Below are 16052 nucleotides of genomic sequence, written 5' to 3' on the forward strand. Positions count from 1 at the left end.
TGATTAATGGACTTGGCAGATCTGGTGGCGCTCGGTGGGTGAGTGCTTTACAACATGTCCGCGCGGGTAGCGATGATGAGCTCGCACGACTTCTATTTCAGGCGCCCTCGGTATTGGTCGATCAGATTGCCACGGAGGCAGGAACGCAACTCGTCGACGTCTTGTCTGAAGGTGGAATAGATGTCGAACTGCAACCAATTACTGCGCCTTTCGAACCAGGCTGCGGAGAGTTCGATATCGCCGTATTCGTTGAAGATCCATCAGCGCTTCCGTTAGCGGTCAATGAACTGGCTCACCTTCTCGGGGTCGGAGCGGAACACGCAGTGCAACTGCTTTCAGGACAACCACCCATTGTCATGGGCAACGTTTCTTCTGCGACGGTTAATGCGCTGACTGAACGAGTTTCCGAACAACCGATCTCGGTCGTGTCATCCAGAACCGTGAAGGCCGTTTATGACGTCTACATGACTCCGGATACCGGTGCCACCGTTCGTCATCGAGTGGTCGGGCGCTTGCGAGGGCTGGGACTCAACGTTGATGATCCGGCTGTACCAACGGCCGACGAAGGCATGGTCGTGCTCGGCCTCGATGCTGAACAAGCAAGAGAGATTTGGAATGCGGTCGGGCGCCGCACGAGTGGCGTCAAGATTGTTGATCGCGCATTCCAGCGTTATGACATTTTGCTGGAAGCATTGGACCCAAGCGCCGAGGCGATGGCGACTCTGGTGGAGTTGACAGGCATGCCCGCCAGTCTGGCCCCCAAGGTGTTCGCTAATCTGCCGATTGTCGTGGCTCAAAATCAAACCCATGGCGAGATGACGTCAGCAATGCAGGCGTTGGGAGCAGTCGGCGCGGTAGCCGTATCCGAACTCACCACGTTTCGATCCAGCAAGCAGGGCAGCGCCTCTCCAAAATCAGCGCTGGCAAACGAGAGAACCTGATGGAGAAGACATTCAGATGATTCCCGAGAGCCGCGTTGACAGCAATCCATCAGGCAGAGGACTGCACCCTAACATTGCTGAGTACGGCAAAGTGCTTGCACTGCAAGGGGACCATGAGTCAGCGCTGATGCATTATAGAGAGGCGATGCGGCTAGCTGTCGACGAAGCAGCGCCAGAGGCGTTCTTTCGCCATTACCTCGAATGTTCGATGGAGTCCATCGAGATGCTTGGAGCATATGAGGACGTTATCGAGTACTGCGAACGCGTCGACCAGCACTACGATCAAGTCACACCGACTGACGAGTTGCAGACCCGATTCATAAGTCTCGACCGAGCAACGAACTTTCAGCGAATGGGTAGTAACCTGCTCAAACTGGGCCGCTCCGAGGAGGCGCTCAGTGCCCTTGGCCAAGCCAATCAGCTAGCGCTCGAAAATGGCACAAACCTTCCGCTGGCCTCAGCCCTTATCGGCTGGCTGCAGCGCAGATTGACGGTCGACACGAACCGAATACAGGCCGAACAACGACGGCTTGGGTACTTCGCCGTAACGCATGAAACGGTCGACCCCAAAAAGGCGGTGCCGTTGCCTGACACTCTAACTAAACTTCGAAGGTGATAAGCAATGGCTGATGCAGGCAAGACCCTCGCAAGTGCGCCGGTAAGCGAAATTATCAAGTCGATGGCGATGTCGATAGCTGACGCCCAAGCCGCGCTAGACGCCGCTTCGCGCAAGACCGCAGTTGCGCTCGCCCAAGAAACGTTTACATTCAAAGATGCCAATGGTGACGACGTTGAGCGCAGCCTTTTGGCTCTTGGTTTCACCCCAACCTTCTACAGCTTTGTTGCTGTCGATCTTGAGTTAAGGCTGGAGACTCGCATCACAGAGTCCACTGACGTCGGCGGCGAAGTGACTGCCAAAGCCAATACCGAACAAACAGGAACCGCAGGGGGGACGGCAGGAGAAACTGGCGATGGCTCGGAGGCGGAGCCAGCGGGTGAGCCGCCAACACGGACGACGTCGATGGGCATGACGATGAGCGCTAATTTCCAGCGCAAGTTCGGCGTAGAAACCAGTGGTCATACCCAAGTTACCGCTCAGCTGGTCGCATTGCCCCCGCCAGCTGCGTTTATGGACTTCATTTCCGGCCTATCCGAGAATGGTAACTGAACATGGACGTCTCAATGTTGCAGAGTTCGCTTCCCCAATTGTTGCAATCACTGGGCACTTCAATTGCGGAAGCACAGTACGCGATGGACCGAACATCGGTCGACATCGCCTCTCGTATGGGTGAGACGATGATCATCGTCGGTGACGGTGGAGAGCGTTCGTTATTGGAGCTCGGTTTTGTGCCCTCGTTCTATCACCTCTCCACTGCGACCATCGAAGCCCGGGTGGCCTTTAGCACCACCGAAACAACCGAGATTGGCGTATCCGCCTCAATCGGTGGCTCGTTCAAACTGTTCTCGGCGTCAGTCAACGCGTCGTACTCGAATAAATACAGCTTTTCATCAGAAGGGGCAAGCACGCTCGTCGCCAACTTTGTTTCAGTTCCTGCTCCTGACGGACTGCGTGATTTGATGGCCGCCCAAACGTTGTAGTTCAAAGGCGTGCGCGCGCACATTTTGTAAGCCAGCAAGTTTTGTAACGCCACAATTTCGTGACCAGCTAACCAAGGAGTATCCCGATGGCTATGGACTCAGGCATAGGAGAAGCACTCTCCAATTTGCCGATAGGACAACTGATCAAGAACGTTGCGCTCGGCATAGCCGAGGGGCAGACCGCAGTCGATGTTGAGTCGATCCGTACGGCCCAGATGATGAGCGGTTACGGGCCGAACAAGATTGATGGCGAAAAAATGCAAATGGAAGATTATCGGGTCGCTTTCGGTCGGGATGCAAATGGTAAACCCGAGCTGGTCTCTATGATGGAACTTGGATTTACGCCGGTTTTCTACCAGTTCATCGACACGTTAATCGAAGTGAAGATGGCGATCACGGTTACCCGCAACAACGACAATGTGGTCAAGAACAAGGGCACTGAAACCAGCGTCAGTGCGAACAGCAACCGGTACTTCGGATGGTTTAGATCCTCGTCGGTTACGGTGCGCAGCACCCCTGTCGATGCAACCTATGCGAGCAAGTACAGCTACACAGCGGAAGGTTCAAGTCTGGTGCGTACCAAGATGGTGCCGGTGCCACCACCAGCGATCCTGGAAGAGCGAATCCGGGCTGTAATTGCAGAGGAATCGATCAGAACTGGCCCAAACAAGGCGAAGCCAGCTGGCACGACTAACCTTCTCTCAGGAAGTAACTGATATGGCCAGCATAGGACAGCAACTACTTGACGTACCGTTCGGCGAGATGGTCACTTCGCTGGCACTGTCGATCGCTGAGGCCCAGTATGAGTTGGACTTGGTCGGCGTCGAGATCGCGCAGATGATGGCGGGCGAAGAGGTCGTGCCTGACCCTGATGATCCAGAGAAAAAGATTGCAGTCACTGTCGACTTTGGCGACCAAAAGGGTCTGAGTCTGCTTGAGCTTGGGTTCACCCCGAGTTTCTATCAGTTCGTTGATACGGTGATTGAGGTCAAAGTCTCGATCAACATGACGAGCTCTCAGGAGTTCAAGACAGCGAGTTCGACCAAGTCGGTCTCTGCCGGTGGAGTCTTCTTCGGCTTCGGTGGCACCGCGAAGGCAACGGCCACATCGGTCAGCGCAAGTTATGCGTCGAAGTATAGCTACTCAGCAGAAGGGTCGAGTCTTATCCGTACGAAGCTGGTCCCGGTTCCACCTCCCACCGTTCTGGAAGAGCGCATCCGAGCGCTACTGGCGTCCAGGGAGGAAGAATGACCCAGACTGGGCACCAGTATCGGACCTGGCAGGATCTGGCTGACGAGCCTGTCGAAATTGGTGGTAATTCAAGTACCACGGACCCCTGCGCGGTACCAATTGAACCGGCACCTCCTGCTCTTTCTGTCGCGCCTTCGGTATCGGCAGGTGGGATTATGGCCCCGGCCGGAATGCGGCTCGATGATTTGAACCTACCGGGCGAGCTCAATGAACTGCTGAGAGAATATCAGGCGCTCGAAGCAAAGATGCGCAATCTGGCCGGCGAAAGTTCTGCAGAGGAAATTGATAAAAGGGACGCGGCGCGATTTCCCATCAAGACACACACCGTTGAGTCTCGTATAGAGGATCGTCGTCTGGCTCGACACGACGAGGGCGCGAGTCTTCAGAAGAAGGCCGCTTTGGAAGAGGCGACGATCAAACAGCGTCTCGAGAGCAGGCGAGAAAATATGCGCCAGCACACCAGGCTGGCCGCGATCAGTGCTGGCAGAGAGCAGGAACAACAAGAGCATCTGGAGCGGGCCAAGGCTGTGAAACACGTGGTCGAGATGCGAGCTGCAACAACTGAGGGTGAACGTCGGGAAACTACTGCGCGCGAAGCCACGAATCGTTCTTTGCTGGCCGTCCAGCGCAAGCGACGTTTGGAACAGGCTCATATGGCTGAGACCGGTGAACGTGCTCGGGCAACGCTGGTGTCGCGTCGCAGCAAGGAACGTGACATCAACCGTCGCCGTGAGCTGATCGATAAACAGCAGACATCAGCAAGCGTTGAGAGGCGACGAGACGCACACAGAGACGAAGCCCGGCGGGATGCTGCTCGGGCCCGATTGATCGAACAACGCCGAGAGGCGAAACAAGACGAAGCCGCACTCGACCGTCGTAGGAGCAACTGTGGCTGATAAAACCGAAGAGTTATTGACCGGCTCGGTAGATGAGTATCTTCTCAGCCTTGCGTGGAGTCTGCAGCAGGCTCAGCGCCAGCTTTCCCAACTCTCAGCACCGGGACCCACGGGAGAGTTTCCTGTCACCTATCAGATCCCGGAGATGGAATTCGAGCTGAAGATGTCGTTGGAGCTTCGTCAATCGTCTGTTATCGATGCGGCAGGTGGCGCAACGGCAGGCGCTAAAGTCCTGCGAGGTACCGTATTGAGCGGCTCGTCAAGTGACGCCAGCAAGTCGTTGGCGGCAAGCACCATCAAAGGTCGATTTGTGGCGGTGCCCAGCCGTGGGGGTAATCCGCCACCGGTGCTGACTGTCACGATGACACGGCCCGGACGAACAAGTGTGCTGGGTCTGGCGGTGCGGGTGTCATCAGTCAGCGGAGAGCCACTTGCTGACGTGCCAGTGCACTTCAACGTGGACCGGGATCTGACCAATCGACTCAATACTCTGCCCGCATCGGAAGAGTCCCGGCCTATGGCTGGTGTGGTCAGAACCAATGCAGAAGGCGTTGCCGTTACCGAGGTTGAGGCTGCCGAAAAAGACTTTGAGAAGAGGATTGCCATCGTGATCGACGCGCTTGGAAAGACGGAGACCATCGTGTTCAAGGGTGGTGCATCGTGAGCGGAGCTCTCCACATTGGTGATGACAATCAGTGGGTGACTCTCGGCTCGGCTCCTCGGCTGGGGTTTGGCACGCAGGGATTCACGATTGAGATGTGGGTCAGGCTGGATGAGCTCAAGTCCAACTCAATCCATTTGCTTGGCAGCACGAACTTTACGTACCCGGACTCGTTCAACCTGCTGATAGGAAGCGACGGCAAGCCGTGGGTGGGGCACGAGTCCAACTATCTCAACGCTCGTAAACCGGTGACAGCAGGACACTGGTTTCATCTGGCTTACCGGTATGACGGAAGTGGTGATGGTCCCAATGGCGGCCAACTCCTGATCAATGGCGTCATCGATGTCTCCAGTAACTTTGAAATGAAAGGGCAGGTCAAAGCCGATCTCTTCCTCGGACCCGGACCTCTGGCCCTGGGCTCGGTGAGCGGAGGGTTTGACATCACGGAGCTACGGTTCTGGCCCGGTCCGCGTAGTGATGGCAAAATTCGCGAGCAGATGTTCTCCCGGTGGGATAGTCGGGACAGGGGGATTGCCGCTTACTGGCCGTTGGATAGTGAAAACCGGTTTGAAAGTCCGATGCAATCCGGAGTGGTGGTACCGTCCACCGAATTCGGCTTCATCGAGGACGATTCTGTTCCGGTGGATCTTGACCGAGACGCGGTAACGCAAGGATTACTCAAGGGGGAATCCTCGGTCACGCTTGATGAGAATCGCGACCTTATAGGTCTGGATATCTTTACTGCCGAGGTGTGGGTTTTTGGAGATCAGAAGCCAGATGAACTCTACAATTCTCCGGTACTGAGCCAGCACGGTGCCCCGACCGGTTGGGAGCTTCGAGCCGCAGCTGGGATGGCCGAATTCTTGATCACGATCAACGGCGAGCACCTGACTGTTGGCTGGAGTGCAGACCCGACGCCCGGATGGTTTCATGTGGCCGGCGTTTACGACAAATCACAGATTCGCCTGGTTATCAACGGTATCGTCGTGAGCAGACTGAGCGTTACGGGAGAACTTGCGCACTACGAGAGGCCTGTTACCGTCGGCCGGAATCGCAATTGGCCGGCACGAGCATTCCAGGGGGCGCTGGCTGAGGCCCGTATCTGGAAGACAGCCAGAACCGATGCCCAGATCTGGTCGCAGCTCTTCACTCGAGCTGGGGGAAATGAGCCGGGCCTCGTTGCCGTTCTGCCTCTCGATGATTGGCCGACGGGCAGTGTGCGTGATCTGGTATCCGAGACTTCCCACCCGGTGGACAACCCCCTGGCCAGTGTACGGCGGGCTCCGCCGCTTGAAGCCATCGCCGATGCAGACCCCGAAACGAATGAACCAACCGAAACGGAGCAGCTTGAGAATCTCCGGACCGAACGAATAGAGCTTCTCAGACGAGTTGAACGCGCTGAGATCCTCCTGGGCGAAATGGACGAGCTTGAGGAGTTGGCTGAAAAGGGCCGTCAGGCGCAATCAGAGGTGCAAGAGCTCCGTACTCAGGTTGCAGAGCTTCAAAATGCTCAGCCCGATGAGATCACATCGCCCGATAGAGAATTGGAGCCCGGCGAGACCACGCTTCAGAGTTTGATCAACCAGACCAGGGCCCAGATCGAGGCGGCTAGAGTCGCGGTAAATCAGGGGGGTGGTGTCTATCGTCTTCGAGATGTCACAATGGATTTGCGGGTAATTCCTGCAGCTGGCGGCGAGACGGTGATTATCCCCGATCGTAAAGAGTTGGTTGATTTGTCAGGCGGTGAACTCAGCCACCTGCGCCTGGACTTTTCATCGACTGACATCGGCCAGGCCGAACCTGTTCTTGTCAAGGTTCCTGACGTGTCTGGCTACACGCAGGTGTTGGCCAGGCGCAAGCTCTCAGAGGTCGGCCTGCTCACAGAGGTCATGCTGGAAGCGCTTTCTGAAGACAGGAAGTCGCAGGCGCGTCGTGTTGTCGATCAGCTTCCCCAGGCTGGAACCGACGTGTCGCCGCAATCGACCGTCACGATCTTTGTCGGCCGACTTGCAACGTCGAGCACATGATGAAACGCCGTTTTCACTCCCACCAATTAATCAACGAGTCGAGGGCAGTACCATGGATGACCAAACACTCCCGCAACTGCTAGACGACGTTCCTGCTGCGCTGGGTGAGCTGATCGGAGCGGTTGGGCGAGGTGTCGCCGATGCGCAACAAGCTCTGGACCGATCGACAATCGAACAGATCGCTCGAATCTACAGCGACCTTGATGACGACACACAGGCCCACCTCAGGGCGATCGGATATCAACCGACCTGGTACAAGATACCGGAAGCCACTGCAGAGTTGATGGTGACGTTAAGCGTTGCCGGTGGCGACGGGGTTCAGCATCGGTCGGATACCGGGGTGCGCCTCCACGCCACGCCAGTGGACGCCAACTACGCAAACAAGTACAGCTTTAATCTGCAGGCGGCCAGCAAGGTGACGTTCAAGATCGTGCCCGTTCCGCCAACAGCGCAGGCCGAGGAAATACGGGTGGTGCCACACCTTGATGGCAGAGCTTCGACCGAAGCTGCGCAGATTCTGGACCGTCTCGGAATTCGTCACAATCTTGATGATGACGCGGAAGGTGAGGTGGATTCGACTAGCCCGTCCGCCGGATCAATGCTCGGTCCCGATGATGTCCTCACGATCAAGACCCGAACCGCAAACGCTCCCGGAGCTAGTTGAGATGGCAAACCCCATTGGCATCGGTGACATCGATTTGAACCATACCTCAATGGCGGAGGTTATTCACAGTGTTGCGTTGGCCATCGCCCACGCCCAGTTTGAACTTGACCGGTCAAGTATCGTGGCAGCGGCTGCCTTGGCTGGAGCCACGACGGATGGCGAAGCGGCGTCGGCCATGGTCCCCTTCGGTCGAGAAGTCAACGCCGGTCAGCTTGAGCCCAGATACGTGTCCATGGTTGAGCTTGGCTTCGTGCCGACTTTTTACCAGTTCGTCGACACAGTCATCGATATGAAGTTGTCGATCTCGTTGCGGCGAACCCGGTGGGATGGTGGACGGACCGGTCAAAAATACAGCAGCGGTACTCTTGGTGTCACCGCGAAACCGGTAGATGCCAACTTCTCATCGACTTACAACTATCGAGCTGATCTTGCGTCTTCAGTTCGTACCAAGTTGGTGCCGATTCCTCCACCGCCTGCGCTAGAGGAGCGTATTAACGCCCAATATGCTCGACCAGACCCTGTCGTTGCGCAGGGCCCCAACGGTCTTGTTGACCTCAATGCGGCTGACCAGTCAGAGCTCATCACACTCGAAGGAATTGGTAAGGCGTTAGCTGGTCGTATTGTCGATGCCCGCCCGTTTGACTCGCTTGATGAGCTTGAGGATATCAAGGGCATCGACGATCAGATCATAGAGGGTATCCGACCCTCGTCCCGAGTTTGACGCGGGATGCCCTTGTGCTTCGAACCAAGCGACAAGGAAGGCGAGTCAGAGAGGAGGCCAAGGAGCGACGTCTGCAACTTGTGGAATTCATTGCTAAAGCCAATTCGCTGATTACAGGTCAGGGAACGGTCTCGATTCTGACGGTTGCCCACGATTGGAACGGGCCTCTGGTTAACGTTGCACCGCACTTCGTCGACGAACGGCGCGCGGTGGCGAGCCGACTAGTGAAAGAGCTTCGTAGCAAGCAACGGGAATGGCTTGGCCAGGTGAATCCGGAGGACTTACAGGCACTGAAGGAGGCCATCACGCTCGTGCTAGTCAAGCCGGTTTTTGGACCGTTGATTCAAGTTCAGGGTGCTGGACCCAAGCCAGAGGCTGCGTTCGGTGCAGCTGGCCTCGATCTTGATCGAAAGACTCCACCTCAAGCTATCAACATCGGGTTTGAGATCGAATGTGGCGATTTCGAACTGGAAGGGCGACATAAAACAGGCCCTGGTGACGCTGTCATGCGCCTCCTCATCAAGTGCATGATGGAACAACACCCGCAGCAGCGGGCCCAAGGATTCAGCGTACAGTCAGACGGCGGGCATATTGAGCTTGTCAGTGATCCGCCTCGGCAGCCGCTCGATCCCGTCAAGACAGTCGCAGCGATGGCAAAGTATGTGGGTGATCTTCATACTCGCTTGCTGTCGCTCCAGAAGAGCACATCGATACGAAGTCGCGCGTGGCGACCTGCTCGGTCGGTGGTGCCTCCGTCCTACGATCTGCACAAGGTAGTCTTGAAGGATGGAAGCAGTTCCGGGCTTGAAGTGCGCTTCAAGGCCTCGGGTCTTGAGGGTAAGGAGATTCCGGGAATGTTCCACGTCACGACAGGCATTCACCTGAGCGCAATACCATGGCTGTTTTCCAGTATTTCCGGACGACTACAGGATGTCCCGGATTTTCCACTGCCGGGCAGGGGGTTCTTGCATGATCGGGTGCGCAAGACAGTGCTGGACCAGTTGCATGAGCTGCGCAAGGCAGCGATTGCTCAGCCTCAGCGCTGGTTGATTTCTCCTCAATTCGAGGGACTCGCCTTCTTGATTCTCACCTACGTGGCAACAGCTCAACACCTTGTTCCTCAGCAGCACAGGGTGAAAGTGCTGAGTCCAAAGCAGCTCTTCCTCGTTCTGGCCAGAACAGATTTCGCGACGATGCTCAAATTGTGTCCGGAATTCACCAGGCTCGGAACAGGTAGTAGCTCCCGCCGACTATTGAAAGCCTATCGAGAGCTGTTGCTAAGTGTCATGGCGTCAGGCGACACCAGGCTTTTCATAAGTCCGTTCGGGCGTACCGTACACCCGAATCAACTTGCTATCGCGGACCCTTCCGATCTTGATGTTCACGAGCTGCAAATGACCCCCAAACAATGGCTGAAGGAGCTATTCAAGTTGTCAGGCCCGGTTGACATCTTGACTCCACAATATCAGAGCAAACTTGCGAACGAGCTGCCGAAAGATCTGTTTCGAGGAATGGGCGAACTTGGAGCCAAGGTCGATCAAATTCCCGGACCCGAATCCAATACGCCGGTTTCTGCTCCAATCTTCGAACTGCGTCAACTCACGATTAGTAATAAGGATAATTCTAAGTGGAAGGCGTTCGCCGAACATCTTGTGGGTGTTGTCTCGGAGCTTAATTGCCCGGCATACGAATCGGACATTAAATCGGCGGGCGAGGAGCTCGAATGGCTTCGTCTTGCAGGCAGGCTGCGAGTCCTGAACCCTGGGCAAAATAGCTCGGTAGTGCGTCCCACCAAGGCTGAAGAATTGACCGTCGATCTGAAGTGTGCGGAATACAGTCATCGGATGAGCGAGGCGACAATGCGCGCGGATCTCTGGACTTTACTTGATCAGGCGAGATCACACATCGAAGCTCAACCACGCGCCAGGAAGAAAAATTAGCTCGCCTGATCATAAATACCCTACAAGCCCTGTCCGACTAACCAAGGATAGAACTACAGTTTAGCTGAACCCAGCGATACGCTGAATTTTTCGCACCAGATATAGATTTCGTTGAAATCACTGATGTTGACAGAGGCGGGTAACAGATAGGTTTGCTCGCCCGACAATGACTTCAATTTTGCGATGTCTAGCAAAAATTCCCCATCCTTACCCAAGCCCACAGATGGGTAAGGTGCGTTGTCCAGCGAGAAGTCTGCTCCCAGAACAATGCTCATACCTTCGTCGGTTTTCACCAAGCTTACCTGGCCTGTCGTAACGTGCTTGTTGTCACCCGAAAAAGTACCAGTTGCAGATACGTCTTGCGATTGAACTTGCAACGATGCAAACAGCAGTGGCAGGGCAATCAGGAGGACGGGTAAATATTTGCTTTTCATTCTAGGCTTGCTCATGTTGTGACATATAATTGTCGCTAAGAAGTACTCTGTTGGTCTGTTTGGTGTAGTAATTGACCGAACAGTCAATAACAATATAGCCATAAATGACTGATCAGTCAATAACTGTTTGAAAGAGGCAGAGATGTGGTTCCCATTTATGAATTTTCACTGCGAGCAACTGATCAATCATGGCTAGACCTAGAAAATTTGATCGAGAAGACATCCTTAACAGGATGAAGTTGGCGTTTTGGGAAAATGGCTATAACGACATTTCCATGGACGACGTTGGCCGAATCACCAATTTGAACAGAGGTAGCATCTACAACGCGTTCGGCGACAAGCGTGCCTTGTACCTGGAAGCGCTGGAGCTTTATGGGCAGCAGCATTACGGTGCCGCTGTTGAGCTGATACAGCAAGCAGACAATACGCCAACTGCGGTACAACAACTTTACGAAGGCGCCTTTAAAAGCATGAAAGACGATCAGGCACGATGGGGTTGCTTCATGTGCAATGCGGCAGTGGAAGTTGCCCCTGCGGACCCAGAGGTGGCCATCATTGTGAAAAAATACATAGCCACTCTATCCAAAGCATTCCTGCATTCACTTCAGAAAAGCTACCCCACAGCTAACACGATCAAATACCCGAAAAATATTGCCGAACAACTGACCTCCAGCTATATCGGTTTCAACGTCATGGCCAGAACCGGAATGACTATCGCCTCTTTGCGACGAATTTCAGATGCCTCCGTCGAAGTGGTAACTGCTTGATTGTCAGGGATATTACTTGAGGCTGAGGTTCTCGAACTAACATGGAGGGCAGGCAGTCACCAAGGAGAAAATGCCGGTGAGTTGCGATGTGATATACACTATTCTCAGGTGAATCGTGAACTATCATCAATTGGCTTTGAAACTGGAATCTTTGCCTCGATTCAAAGTCCATACTGTCTGTAAATCGCATCCCGAGTTTCGTTGGAGAAGCTCACTGAAAATGTATCCAATGCTTTACGCACTCACGATTTTACCCAGGCTTGTTCATGAAATTTGAAAACCTGAAGCTTTGGCTTTCACTACCGTTGGTATTGTTTCAATACCGCCGTGACGTCAATAAAAGGTATCCAGAAGAGAGAACGTCTAAACGTTGTCGGTATTGTGTGGCATCGGTTTGCGCGGTAGCCATCGCGATTGGTTTTTTTCTCTACAAGGGCGGTCTGCCTCAAGCCGTCATTTCTCAGTTGTCGGTATTTGCCGCAGATGCGCCTGAGTCTTTGTCTGCCTCTGCTCCGACAAGGAATGTCCTTGTCGAAAGCAACCCCTGACAGATTCCAGGTTACGAACTCCTTAGAGGCATCTGACCTGACTTAGGTCCCTGAAATCCATTTTTGCAGAACTATCGTTGCAAGAAACCCGGCGATGCAGAATACGACCCATGCCAGACTGCCGGTGGTGGCAATGAACACAGCATCCATCAGTGAGATTCCCGCGATCATGCTAACGACGGCCCGCGGTATATCTCCCGGACCTCTGCGTCTGAGAAATCGCATGACCACAAGAAGCCAGGCGACGAGTAGCAGCAATGGCAGAAAGACCAGCTTGTCTGCCGACAAGCCATAGAGTCCGAATATGATTGGGGTAAGCAGAAACAGCAGGGGCCACATGTTCCGAACCTCACCCAGACTTTCCTGCTTTGCCGTGTAGGTCAGTCCGATCAGATAACACAAGGATATTGCAGCTCCAAGGTAGAGCAGAGAGTCAGGAGTGCTGGTATAGCTCAAGCCCGCAGTGATATACACCAGTAGGCGACAAGCCCCCATGATGACAGGGCCCAGAGTATTTCCTTTGTGCCATGCGTTATAGAGCGTGATCGTTGCACACAAGGCAATAGACGCCATTACTGCTTTCCAACCACCCCCATTTGTCGAAAGTGCACATATAGCTACCAGGAAGACAGATACTGCAAGCATGGAGAAGCCTGACAGAAACACGCTGCTCTTGCTTACACTGCCTGAGGGGATCGGGCGTTCGGGGCGTTGTCGTGAATCTATCTCGGCATCAAAAGCATCATTCAGAAACATACCTCCGGTATAGGCCGATGTCATGGCAAGCAGCAGCACGGGAAAGCGCCAGTCAGCCATAGCAGCACCTGACAGCAACATGCCGGCTGCTGTGTTGGTCCAGGCGGTCGGCAGATTGGATACGCGACCGAGTTCAAAAGCAGTTTTTGCCGTCCAGCTCAAGACAAGGCCTCCAGAACCCAGCGCATCTCGCGAACAATCGCCTGGTCAACGGATTGGGTACGCAATTCAGCTGGAAGTACGTCCCAGGTGTAGGTCTCGACTTCAAGGTGATCACTGATCGGCTTTTTCTTGTGCCGGCTTAGCATGGCTGCAACAAATGACTGTGTGGATGAAAAATCTGCGAGCTCTTCAAGAAAAATCGGAACATGAAAATGTACTCGCCATTCCCGACTTTCCTGACTGTTACCCAGATGTTCGATGGCTTCGGGCAAGTCGGTAAAGCGGTTGAGGGTGCCATTATGGCGCTCGACCACCTGATGCAGATAGACTTTGTCGATAAATGGCTCAAGGCTGTCCACTGTCGAGGCGCTGACATCCTTTAGTCGAAGACCGGAGCTGATTTGCAGTTTTCCCACAGTAATGCCCGCAGCTTCAAGTTTGGCCAGGCATTCATCGGGATCTTCAAACTCTACAGCTGCATGGCACAAGTCAAGGCACAGAGTCAGGTGTTTGCGTAGCAGCTCGCGAGCGCTGTCCACGTCGGTATGCGTCAGGCTTGCCATCAAATCAGTTGATGCATCACCGAAAAGCTCCTGGCTGAAAAAATGAACGCTCTCATCAATGGTTTCCAGGAAGCAGCAAGGCTCGGGCTCCAGTGCCAGAGTAATGAATTTGCCTGTGTTCTGATGCAGCTGCGCAAGGTGAGCGGCGTGTCTGACCATGTTGTCTGCCATCTGTCGAATATCATCGGAACCGGCAACCCGCTCCTTGAAGGCACCGGGTACCGTGCTGATACTGCCATTTTGCTCGTCAGGCAGAATGCTTGCAAAGACATCGGCCAGCTGGTTGGTATAACGCAGTCTTTCTTCATCCATCCAATCAGGTAGATAGACGTCTTCTTTCACTCGCGTGCCGTGGAAGGGGCCGTAGGGGAAGCCGTTGATGGTGAAAACATAAAGATTGTTCTGAGCGAGAAACTGACGGAATTCCTGCAGAGCTTCGGCCTGAGCCAGATCATTGACAGCTGCCGCTGAGAGTCTCAGACCGATCCCGAATTCTTCACCCGGCACCAGTGCATCCCTGATACCCGGAATGTAGCGTTGCAGATTCTCTCGCACTGCCTGCCAGCTTTCACCAGCATGAATGTTCGAGCAATAACTGAGATGGCTCAGGCTGCCTGATGAGTGAACGAGTTTCACAGAAGGTTCAGTTCCAGCGTCGATGGGGTAGACAACTAGAACATAAATACTATTGGAATAAAACCATCACTTGAGTATTATCCTGCCATGAACAAGACACTAGTGATATTGGTTGTTGGTTTGAGTCCTGGCCTCGTTGGCGAGCACACACCCCATCTTTCGGCGCTTGCAAAGCGCGGTGGCCTGAGGTCACTCAAGGCTGTGACCCCGGCGGTTACCTGTTCAGCGCAGAGCACGCTGGTCACTGGCAAGCTGCCTGCAGAGCACGGTATCGTTGGCAATGGGTGGTATTTTCGTGATCTTTCCGAAGTCTGGCTCTGGCGTCAGTCAAACAAGCTGGTCGAAGGTGACAAGATCTGGGATACCGCTCGTCAGAGAGACAGTGACTTTACCTGCGCGAAGATGTTCTGGTGGTACAACATGTACTCCACGGCAGACTGGAGCGCGACTCCACGTCCGATGTATCCGGCCGATGGGCGCAAGATTCCTGATCATTACGCCTATCCCCCTGAGTTACATGATGAGCTGGATGAGAAGTTCGGGCAATTTCCACTGTTCAAGTTCTGGGGGCCGGCTGCAGATATAACGTCAAGTAAATGGATCAGCGATGCGACGCGGCATGTCATGGATACGCGCAGTCCGACTCTGACACTGACTTATCTGCCTCATCTGGATTACAACCTGCAGCGATTGGGGCCGGATCTTGATCATCCTCTGATCCAGAAGGATCTGACGGAGGTCGATGCCCTGTGCGGCGAGTTGATCGAGACGGCGGACAAGCAGAATCAGAACATCATCGTGGTGTCCGAATACGGAATCACCCCCGTAACAGATGCTGTGCACATCAATCGTGAGTTGCGGCGAGCGGGGCTGGTAAGGGTGCGTAATGAGAAGGGGCGAGAGCAGTTCGATGCAGGTGCATCCGACGCCTTTGCCGTCGCTGATCATCAGATCGCACATGTGTATGTCAATAATCCGGATGTGCTGGAGAAAACCAAAGCACTGCTTGAAAGCCTGGATGGTATCGAGCATGTTCTGGATGAGGAGGGGAAGAAAGCATGGGGGCTGGACCACGAACGTTCAGGTGAGCTGGTTGCGATCTCGAAGGCAGACCGTTGGTTCAGCTACTACTACTGGCTGGATGACGAGTGCGCACCGGACTACGCACGTACCGTCGACATTCATCGCAAGCCGGGCTACGACCCTGTCGAGCTGTTCGTAGACCCTGAAATCAAGTCTCCCAAGGCGGCGATCATCTCTCGCCTGGCAAGGAAGAAGCTGGGTTTCCGGACCTTGCTGGATGTGATCTCTCTGAAGGAGACGACACTGGTCAAAGGATCGCATGGCCGACCAACCGATGACCCGGAGCATGGGCCGTTGGTGATCAGTTCAAATTCGCATCTACTGCCTGATGGCGAGGTGAATTCAGTGGATTTCAAGGAGCTGGTCTTGCAACATATTTTCGCACAGAAGTAAAATATGGTCG

General features: G+C 54.3%; 18 protein-coding genes. 15 read left to right on the forward strand and 3 right to left on the reverse strand.

Annotated elements, in window-relative coordinates:
- Nucleotides 1–38 precede the first annotated feature (38 nt).
- The 12 genes from IMCC3135_RS09225 to IMCC3135_RS09275 all read left to right on the forward strand — a co-directional run bounded on the left by IMCC3135_RS09225 (nucleotide 39) and on the right by IMCC3135_RS09275 (nucleotide 10700).
- The gene (locus IMCC3135_RS09225; RefSeq protein ID WP_157735865.1) at nucleotides 39–941 is read left to right on the forward strand and encodes a hypothetical protein; all 903 of its coding nucleotides are present in this window, start codon (nucleotides 39–41) and stop codon (nucleotides 939–941) included.
- Nucleotides 942–957: 16 nt separating this feature from the next.
- Nucleotides 958–1557 carry a tetratricopeptide repeat protein gene (locus tag IMCC3135_RS09230; RefSeq protein WP_088917343.1) on the forward strand — a complete coding sequence of 200 codons (600 nt, stop codon included), beginning with the start codon at nucleotides 958–960 and terminating at the stop codon, nucleotides 1555–1557.
- Between the two features lie 6 nt (nucleotides 1558–1563).
- Entirely contained in the window at nucleotides 1564–2109 is a 546-nt protein-coding gene (locus IMCC3135_RS09235; protein WP_088917344.1) for a hypothetical protein, read from the forward strand.
- Nucleotides 2110–2111: 2 nt separating this feature from the next.
- Entirely contained in the window at nucleotides 2112–2540 is a 429-nt protein-coding gene (locus IMCC3135_RS09240; RefSeq protein ID WP_088917345.1) for a hypothetical protein, read from the forward strand.
- An 86-nt stretch (nucleotides 2541–2626) separates the two neighbouring features.
- A complete protein-coding gene (locus IMCC3135_RS09245) occupies nucleotides 2627–3256 on the forward strand; it encodes a hypothetical protein (RefSeq protein WP_157735866.1) in 630 nt (209 codons plus the stop codon).
- A gap of 1 nt (nucleotide 3257) precedes the next feature.
- A complete protein-coding gene (locus IMCC3135_RS09250; protein ID WP_088917347.1) occupies nucleotides 3258–3791 on the forward strand; it encodes a hypothetical protein in 534 nt (177 codons plus the stop codon).
- The gene (locus tag IMCC3135_RS09255; protein WP_088917348.1) at nucleotides 3788–4687 is read left to right on the forward strand and encodes a coiled-coil domain-containing protein; all 900 of its coding nucleotides are present in this window, start codon (nucleotides 3788–3790) and stop codon (nucleotides 4685–4687) included. Before IMCC3135_RS09250 ends, IMCC3135_RS09255 begins: the two co-directional genes overlap by 4 nt.
- Nucleotides 4680–5351 (forward strand): hypothetical protein, encoded by a 672-nt coding sequence (locus tag IMCC3135_RS09260; protein ID WP_088917349.1) that lies wholly within the window; start codon nucleotides 4680–4682, stop codon nucleotides 5349–5351. The genes IMCC3135_RS09255 and IMCC3135_RS09260 overlap by 8 nt, the downstream gene beginning before the upstream one ends.
- Nucleotides 5348–7375, forward strand: a complete 2028-nt coding sequence (locus IMCC3135_RS09265) for a LamG-like jellyroll fold domain-containing protein (protein ID WP_088917350.1) — start codon at nucleotides 5348–5350, stop codon at nucleotides 7373–7375. Before IMCC3135_RS09260 ends, IMCC3135_RS09265 begins: the two co-directional genes overlap by 4 nt.
- Before the next feature lie 52 nt (nucleotides 7376–7427).
- Nucleotides 7428–8039, forward strand: a complete 612-nt coding sequence (locus IMCC3135_RS33965; RefSeq protein ID WP_157735867.1) for a PASTA domain-containing protein — start codon at nucleotides 7428–7430, stop codon at nucleotides 8037–8039.
- A 1-nt stretch (nucleotide 8040) separates the two neighbouring features.
- Nucleotides 8041–8760, forward strand: a complete 720-nt coding sequence (locus tag IMCC3135_RS09270) for a ComEA family DNA-binding protein (protein WP_157735868.1) — start codon at nucleotides 8041–8043, stop codon at nucleotides 8758–8760.
- 80 nt (nucleotides 8761–8840) lie between these two features.
- Nucleotides 8841–10700, forward strand: a complete 1860-nt coding sequence (locus IMCC3135_RS09275) for a hypothetical protein (protein WP_157735869.1) — start codon at nucleotides 8841–8843, stop codon at nucleotides 10698–10700.
- 53 nt (nucleotides 10701–10753) lie between these two features.
- Here the strand turns inward: IMCC3135_RS09275 and IMCC3135_RS09280 are convergent, their stop codons facing one another.
- Nucleotides 10754–11134, reverse strand: a complete 381-nt coding sequence (locus IMCC3135_RS09280; RefSeq protein WP_157735870.1) for a DM13 domain-containing protein — start codon at nucleotides 11132–11134, stop codon at nucleotides 10754–10756.
- A gap of 188 nt (nucleotides 11135–11322) precedes the next feature.
- On the opposite strand from IMCC3135_RS09280, the gene IMCC3135_RS09285 reads away from it, so the two are divergent.
- Together IMCC3135_RS09285 and IMCC3135_RS33970 are read left to right on the forward strand one after the other, a co-directional pair.
- Nucleotides 11323–11901 (forward strand): TetR/AcrR family transcriptional regulator, encoded by a 579-nt coding sequence (locus tag IMCC3135_RS09285; protein ID WP_088917354.1) that lies wholly within the window; start codon nucleotides 11323–11325, stop codon nucleotides 11899–11901.
- A gap of 266 nt (nucleotides 11902–12167) precedes the next feature.
- Entirely contained in the window at nucleotides 12168–12449 is a 282-nt protein-coding gene (locus IMCC3135_RS33970) for a hypothetical protein (RefSeq protein WP_157735871.1), read from the forward strand.
- Between the two features lie 42 nt (nucleotides 12450–12491).
- On the opposite strand, the gene IMCC3135_RS09290 is transcribed toward IMCC3135_RS33970, so the two are convergent.
- Nucleotides 12492–13367, reverse strand: coding sequence for a UbiA family prenyltransferase (locus IMCC3135_RS09290; protein ID WP_088917355.1), 876 nt, complete (start codon nucleotides 13365–13367; stop codon nucleotides 12492–12494).
- Nucleotides 13364–14566 (reverse strand): metabolite traffic protein EboE, encoded by a 1203-nt coding sequence (gene eboE / locus IMCC3135_RS09295; protein WP_205737974.1) that lies wholly within the window; start codon nucleotides 14564–14566, stop codon nucleotides 13364–13366. Before eboE ends, IMCC3135_RS09290 begins: the two co-directional genes overlap by 4 nt.
- An 87-nt stretch (nucleotides 14567–14653) precedes the next feature.
- Between eboE and IMCC3135_RS09300 the strand changes: the two genes are divergently transcribed.
- Nucleotides 14654–16042, forward strand: coding sequence for an alkaline phosphatase family protein (locus tag IMCC3135_RS09300; protein ID WP_088917356.1), 1389 nt, complete (start codon nucleotides 14654–14656; stop codon nucleotides 16040–16042).
- The last annotated feature ends 10 nt before the right edge of the window (nucleotides 16043–16052 follow it).

This window comes from Granulosicoccus antarcticus IMCC3135, from assembly GCF_002215215.1.
GTDB lineage: Bacteria > Pseudomonadota > Gammaproteobacteria > Granulosicoccales > Granulosicoccaceae > Granulosicoccus > Granulosicoccus antarcticus.

Bases quoted from the DNA above. Each gene is read 5' to 3' on its own strand.
- IMCC3135_RS09230 (WP_088917343.1), top strand. From the start codon at position 958: ATGATTCCCGAGAGCCGCGTTGACAGCAATCCATCAGGCAGAGGACTG.
- IMCC3135_RS09235 (WP_088917344.1), top strand. From the start codon at position 1,564: ATGGCTGATGCAGGCAAGACCCTCGCAAGTGCGCCGGTAAGCGAAATT.
- IMCC3135_RS09240 (WP_088917345.1), top strand. From the start codon at position 2,112: ATGGACGTCTCAATGTTGCAGAGTTCGCTTCCCCAATTGTTGCAATCA.
- IMCC3135_RS09245 (WP_157735866.1), top strand. From the start codon at position 2,627: ATGGCTATGGACTCAGGCATAGGAGAAGCACTCTCCAATTTGCCGATA.
- IMCC3135_RS09250 (WP_088917347.1), top strand. From the start codon at position 3,258: ATGGCCAGCATAGGACAGCAACTACTTGACGTACCGTTCGGCGAGATG.
- IMCC3135_RS09255 (WP_088917348.1), top strand. From the start codon at position 3,788: ATGACCCAGACTGGGCACCAGTATCGGACCTGGCAGGATCTGGCTGAC.
- IMCC3135_RS33965 (WP_157735867.1), top strand. From the start codon at position 7,428: ATGGATGACCAAACACTCCCGCAACTGCTAGACGACGTTCCTGCTGCG.
- IMCC3135_RS09270 (WP_157735868.1), top strand. From the start codon at position 8,041: ATGGCAAACCCCATTGGCATCGGTGACATCGATTTGAACCATACCTCA.
- IMCC3135_RS09280 (WP_157735870.1), bottom strand. From the start codon at position 11,134: ATGAAAAGCAAATATTTACCCGTCCTCCTGATTGCCCTGCCACTGCTG.
- IMCC3135_RS09285 (WP_088917354.1), top strand. From the start codon at position 11,323: ATGGCTAGACCTAGAAAATTTGATCGAGAAGACATCCTTAACAGGATG.
- IMCC3135_RS33970 (WP_157735871.1), top strand. From the start codon at position 12,168: ATGAAATTTGAAAACCTGAAGCTTTGGCTTTCACTACCGTTGGTATTG.
- IMCC3135_RS09300 (WP_088917356.1), top strand. From the start codon at position 14,654: ATGAACAAGACACTAGTGATATTGGTTGTTGGTTTGAGTCCTGGCCTC.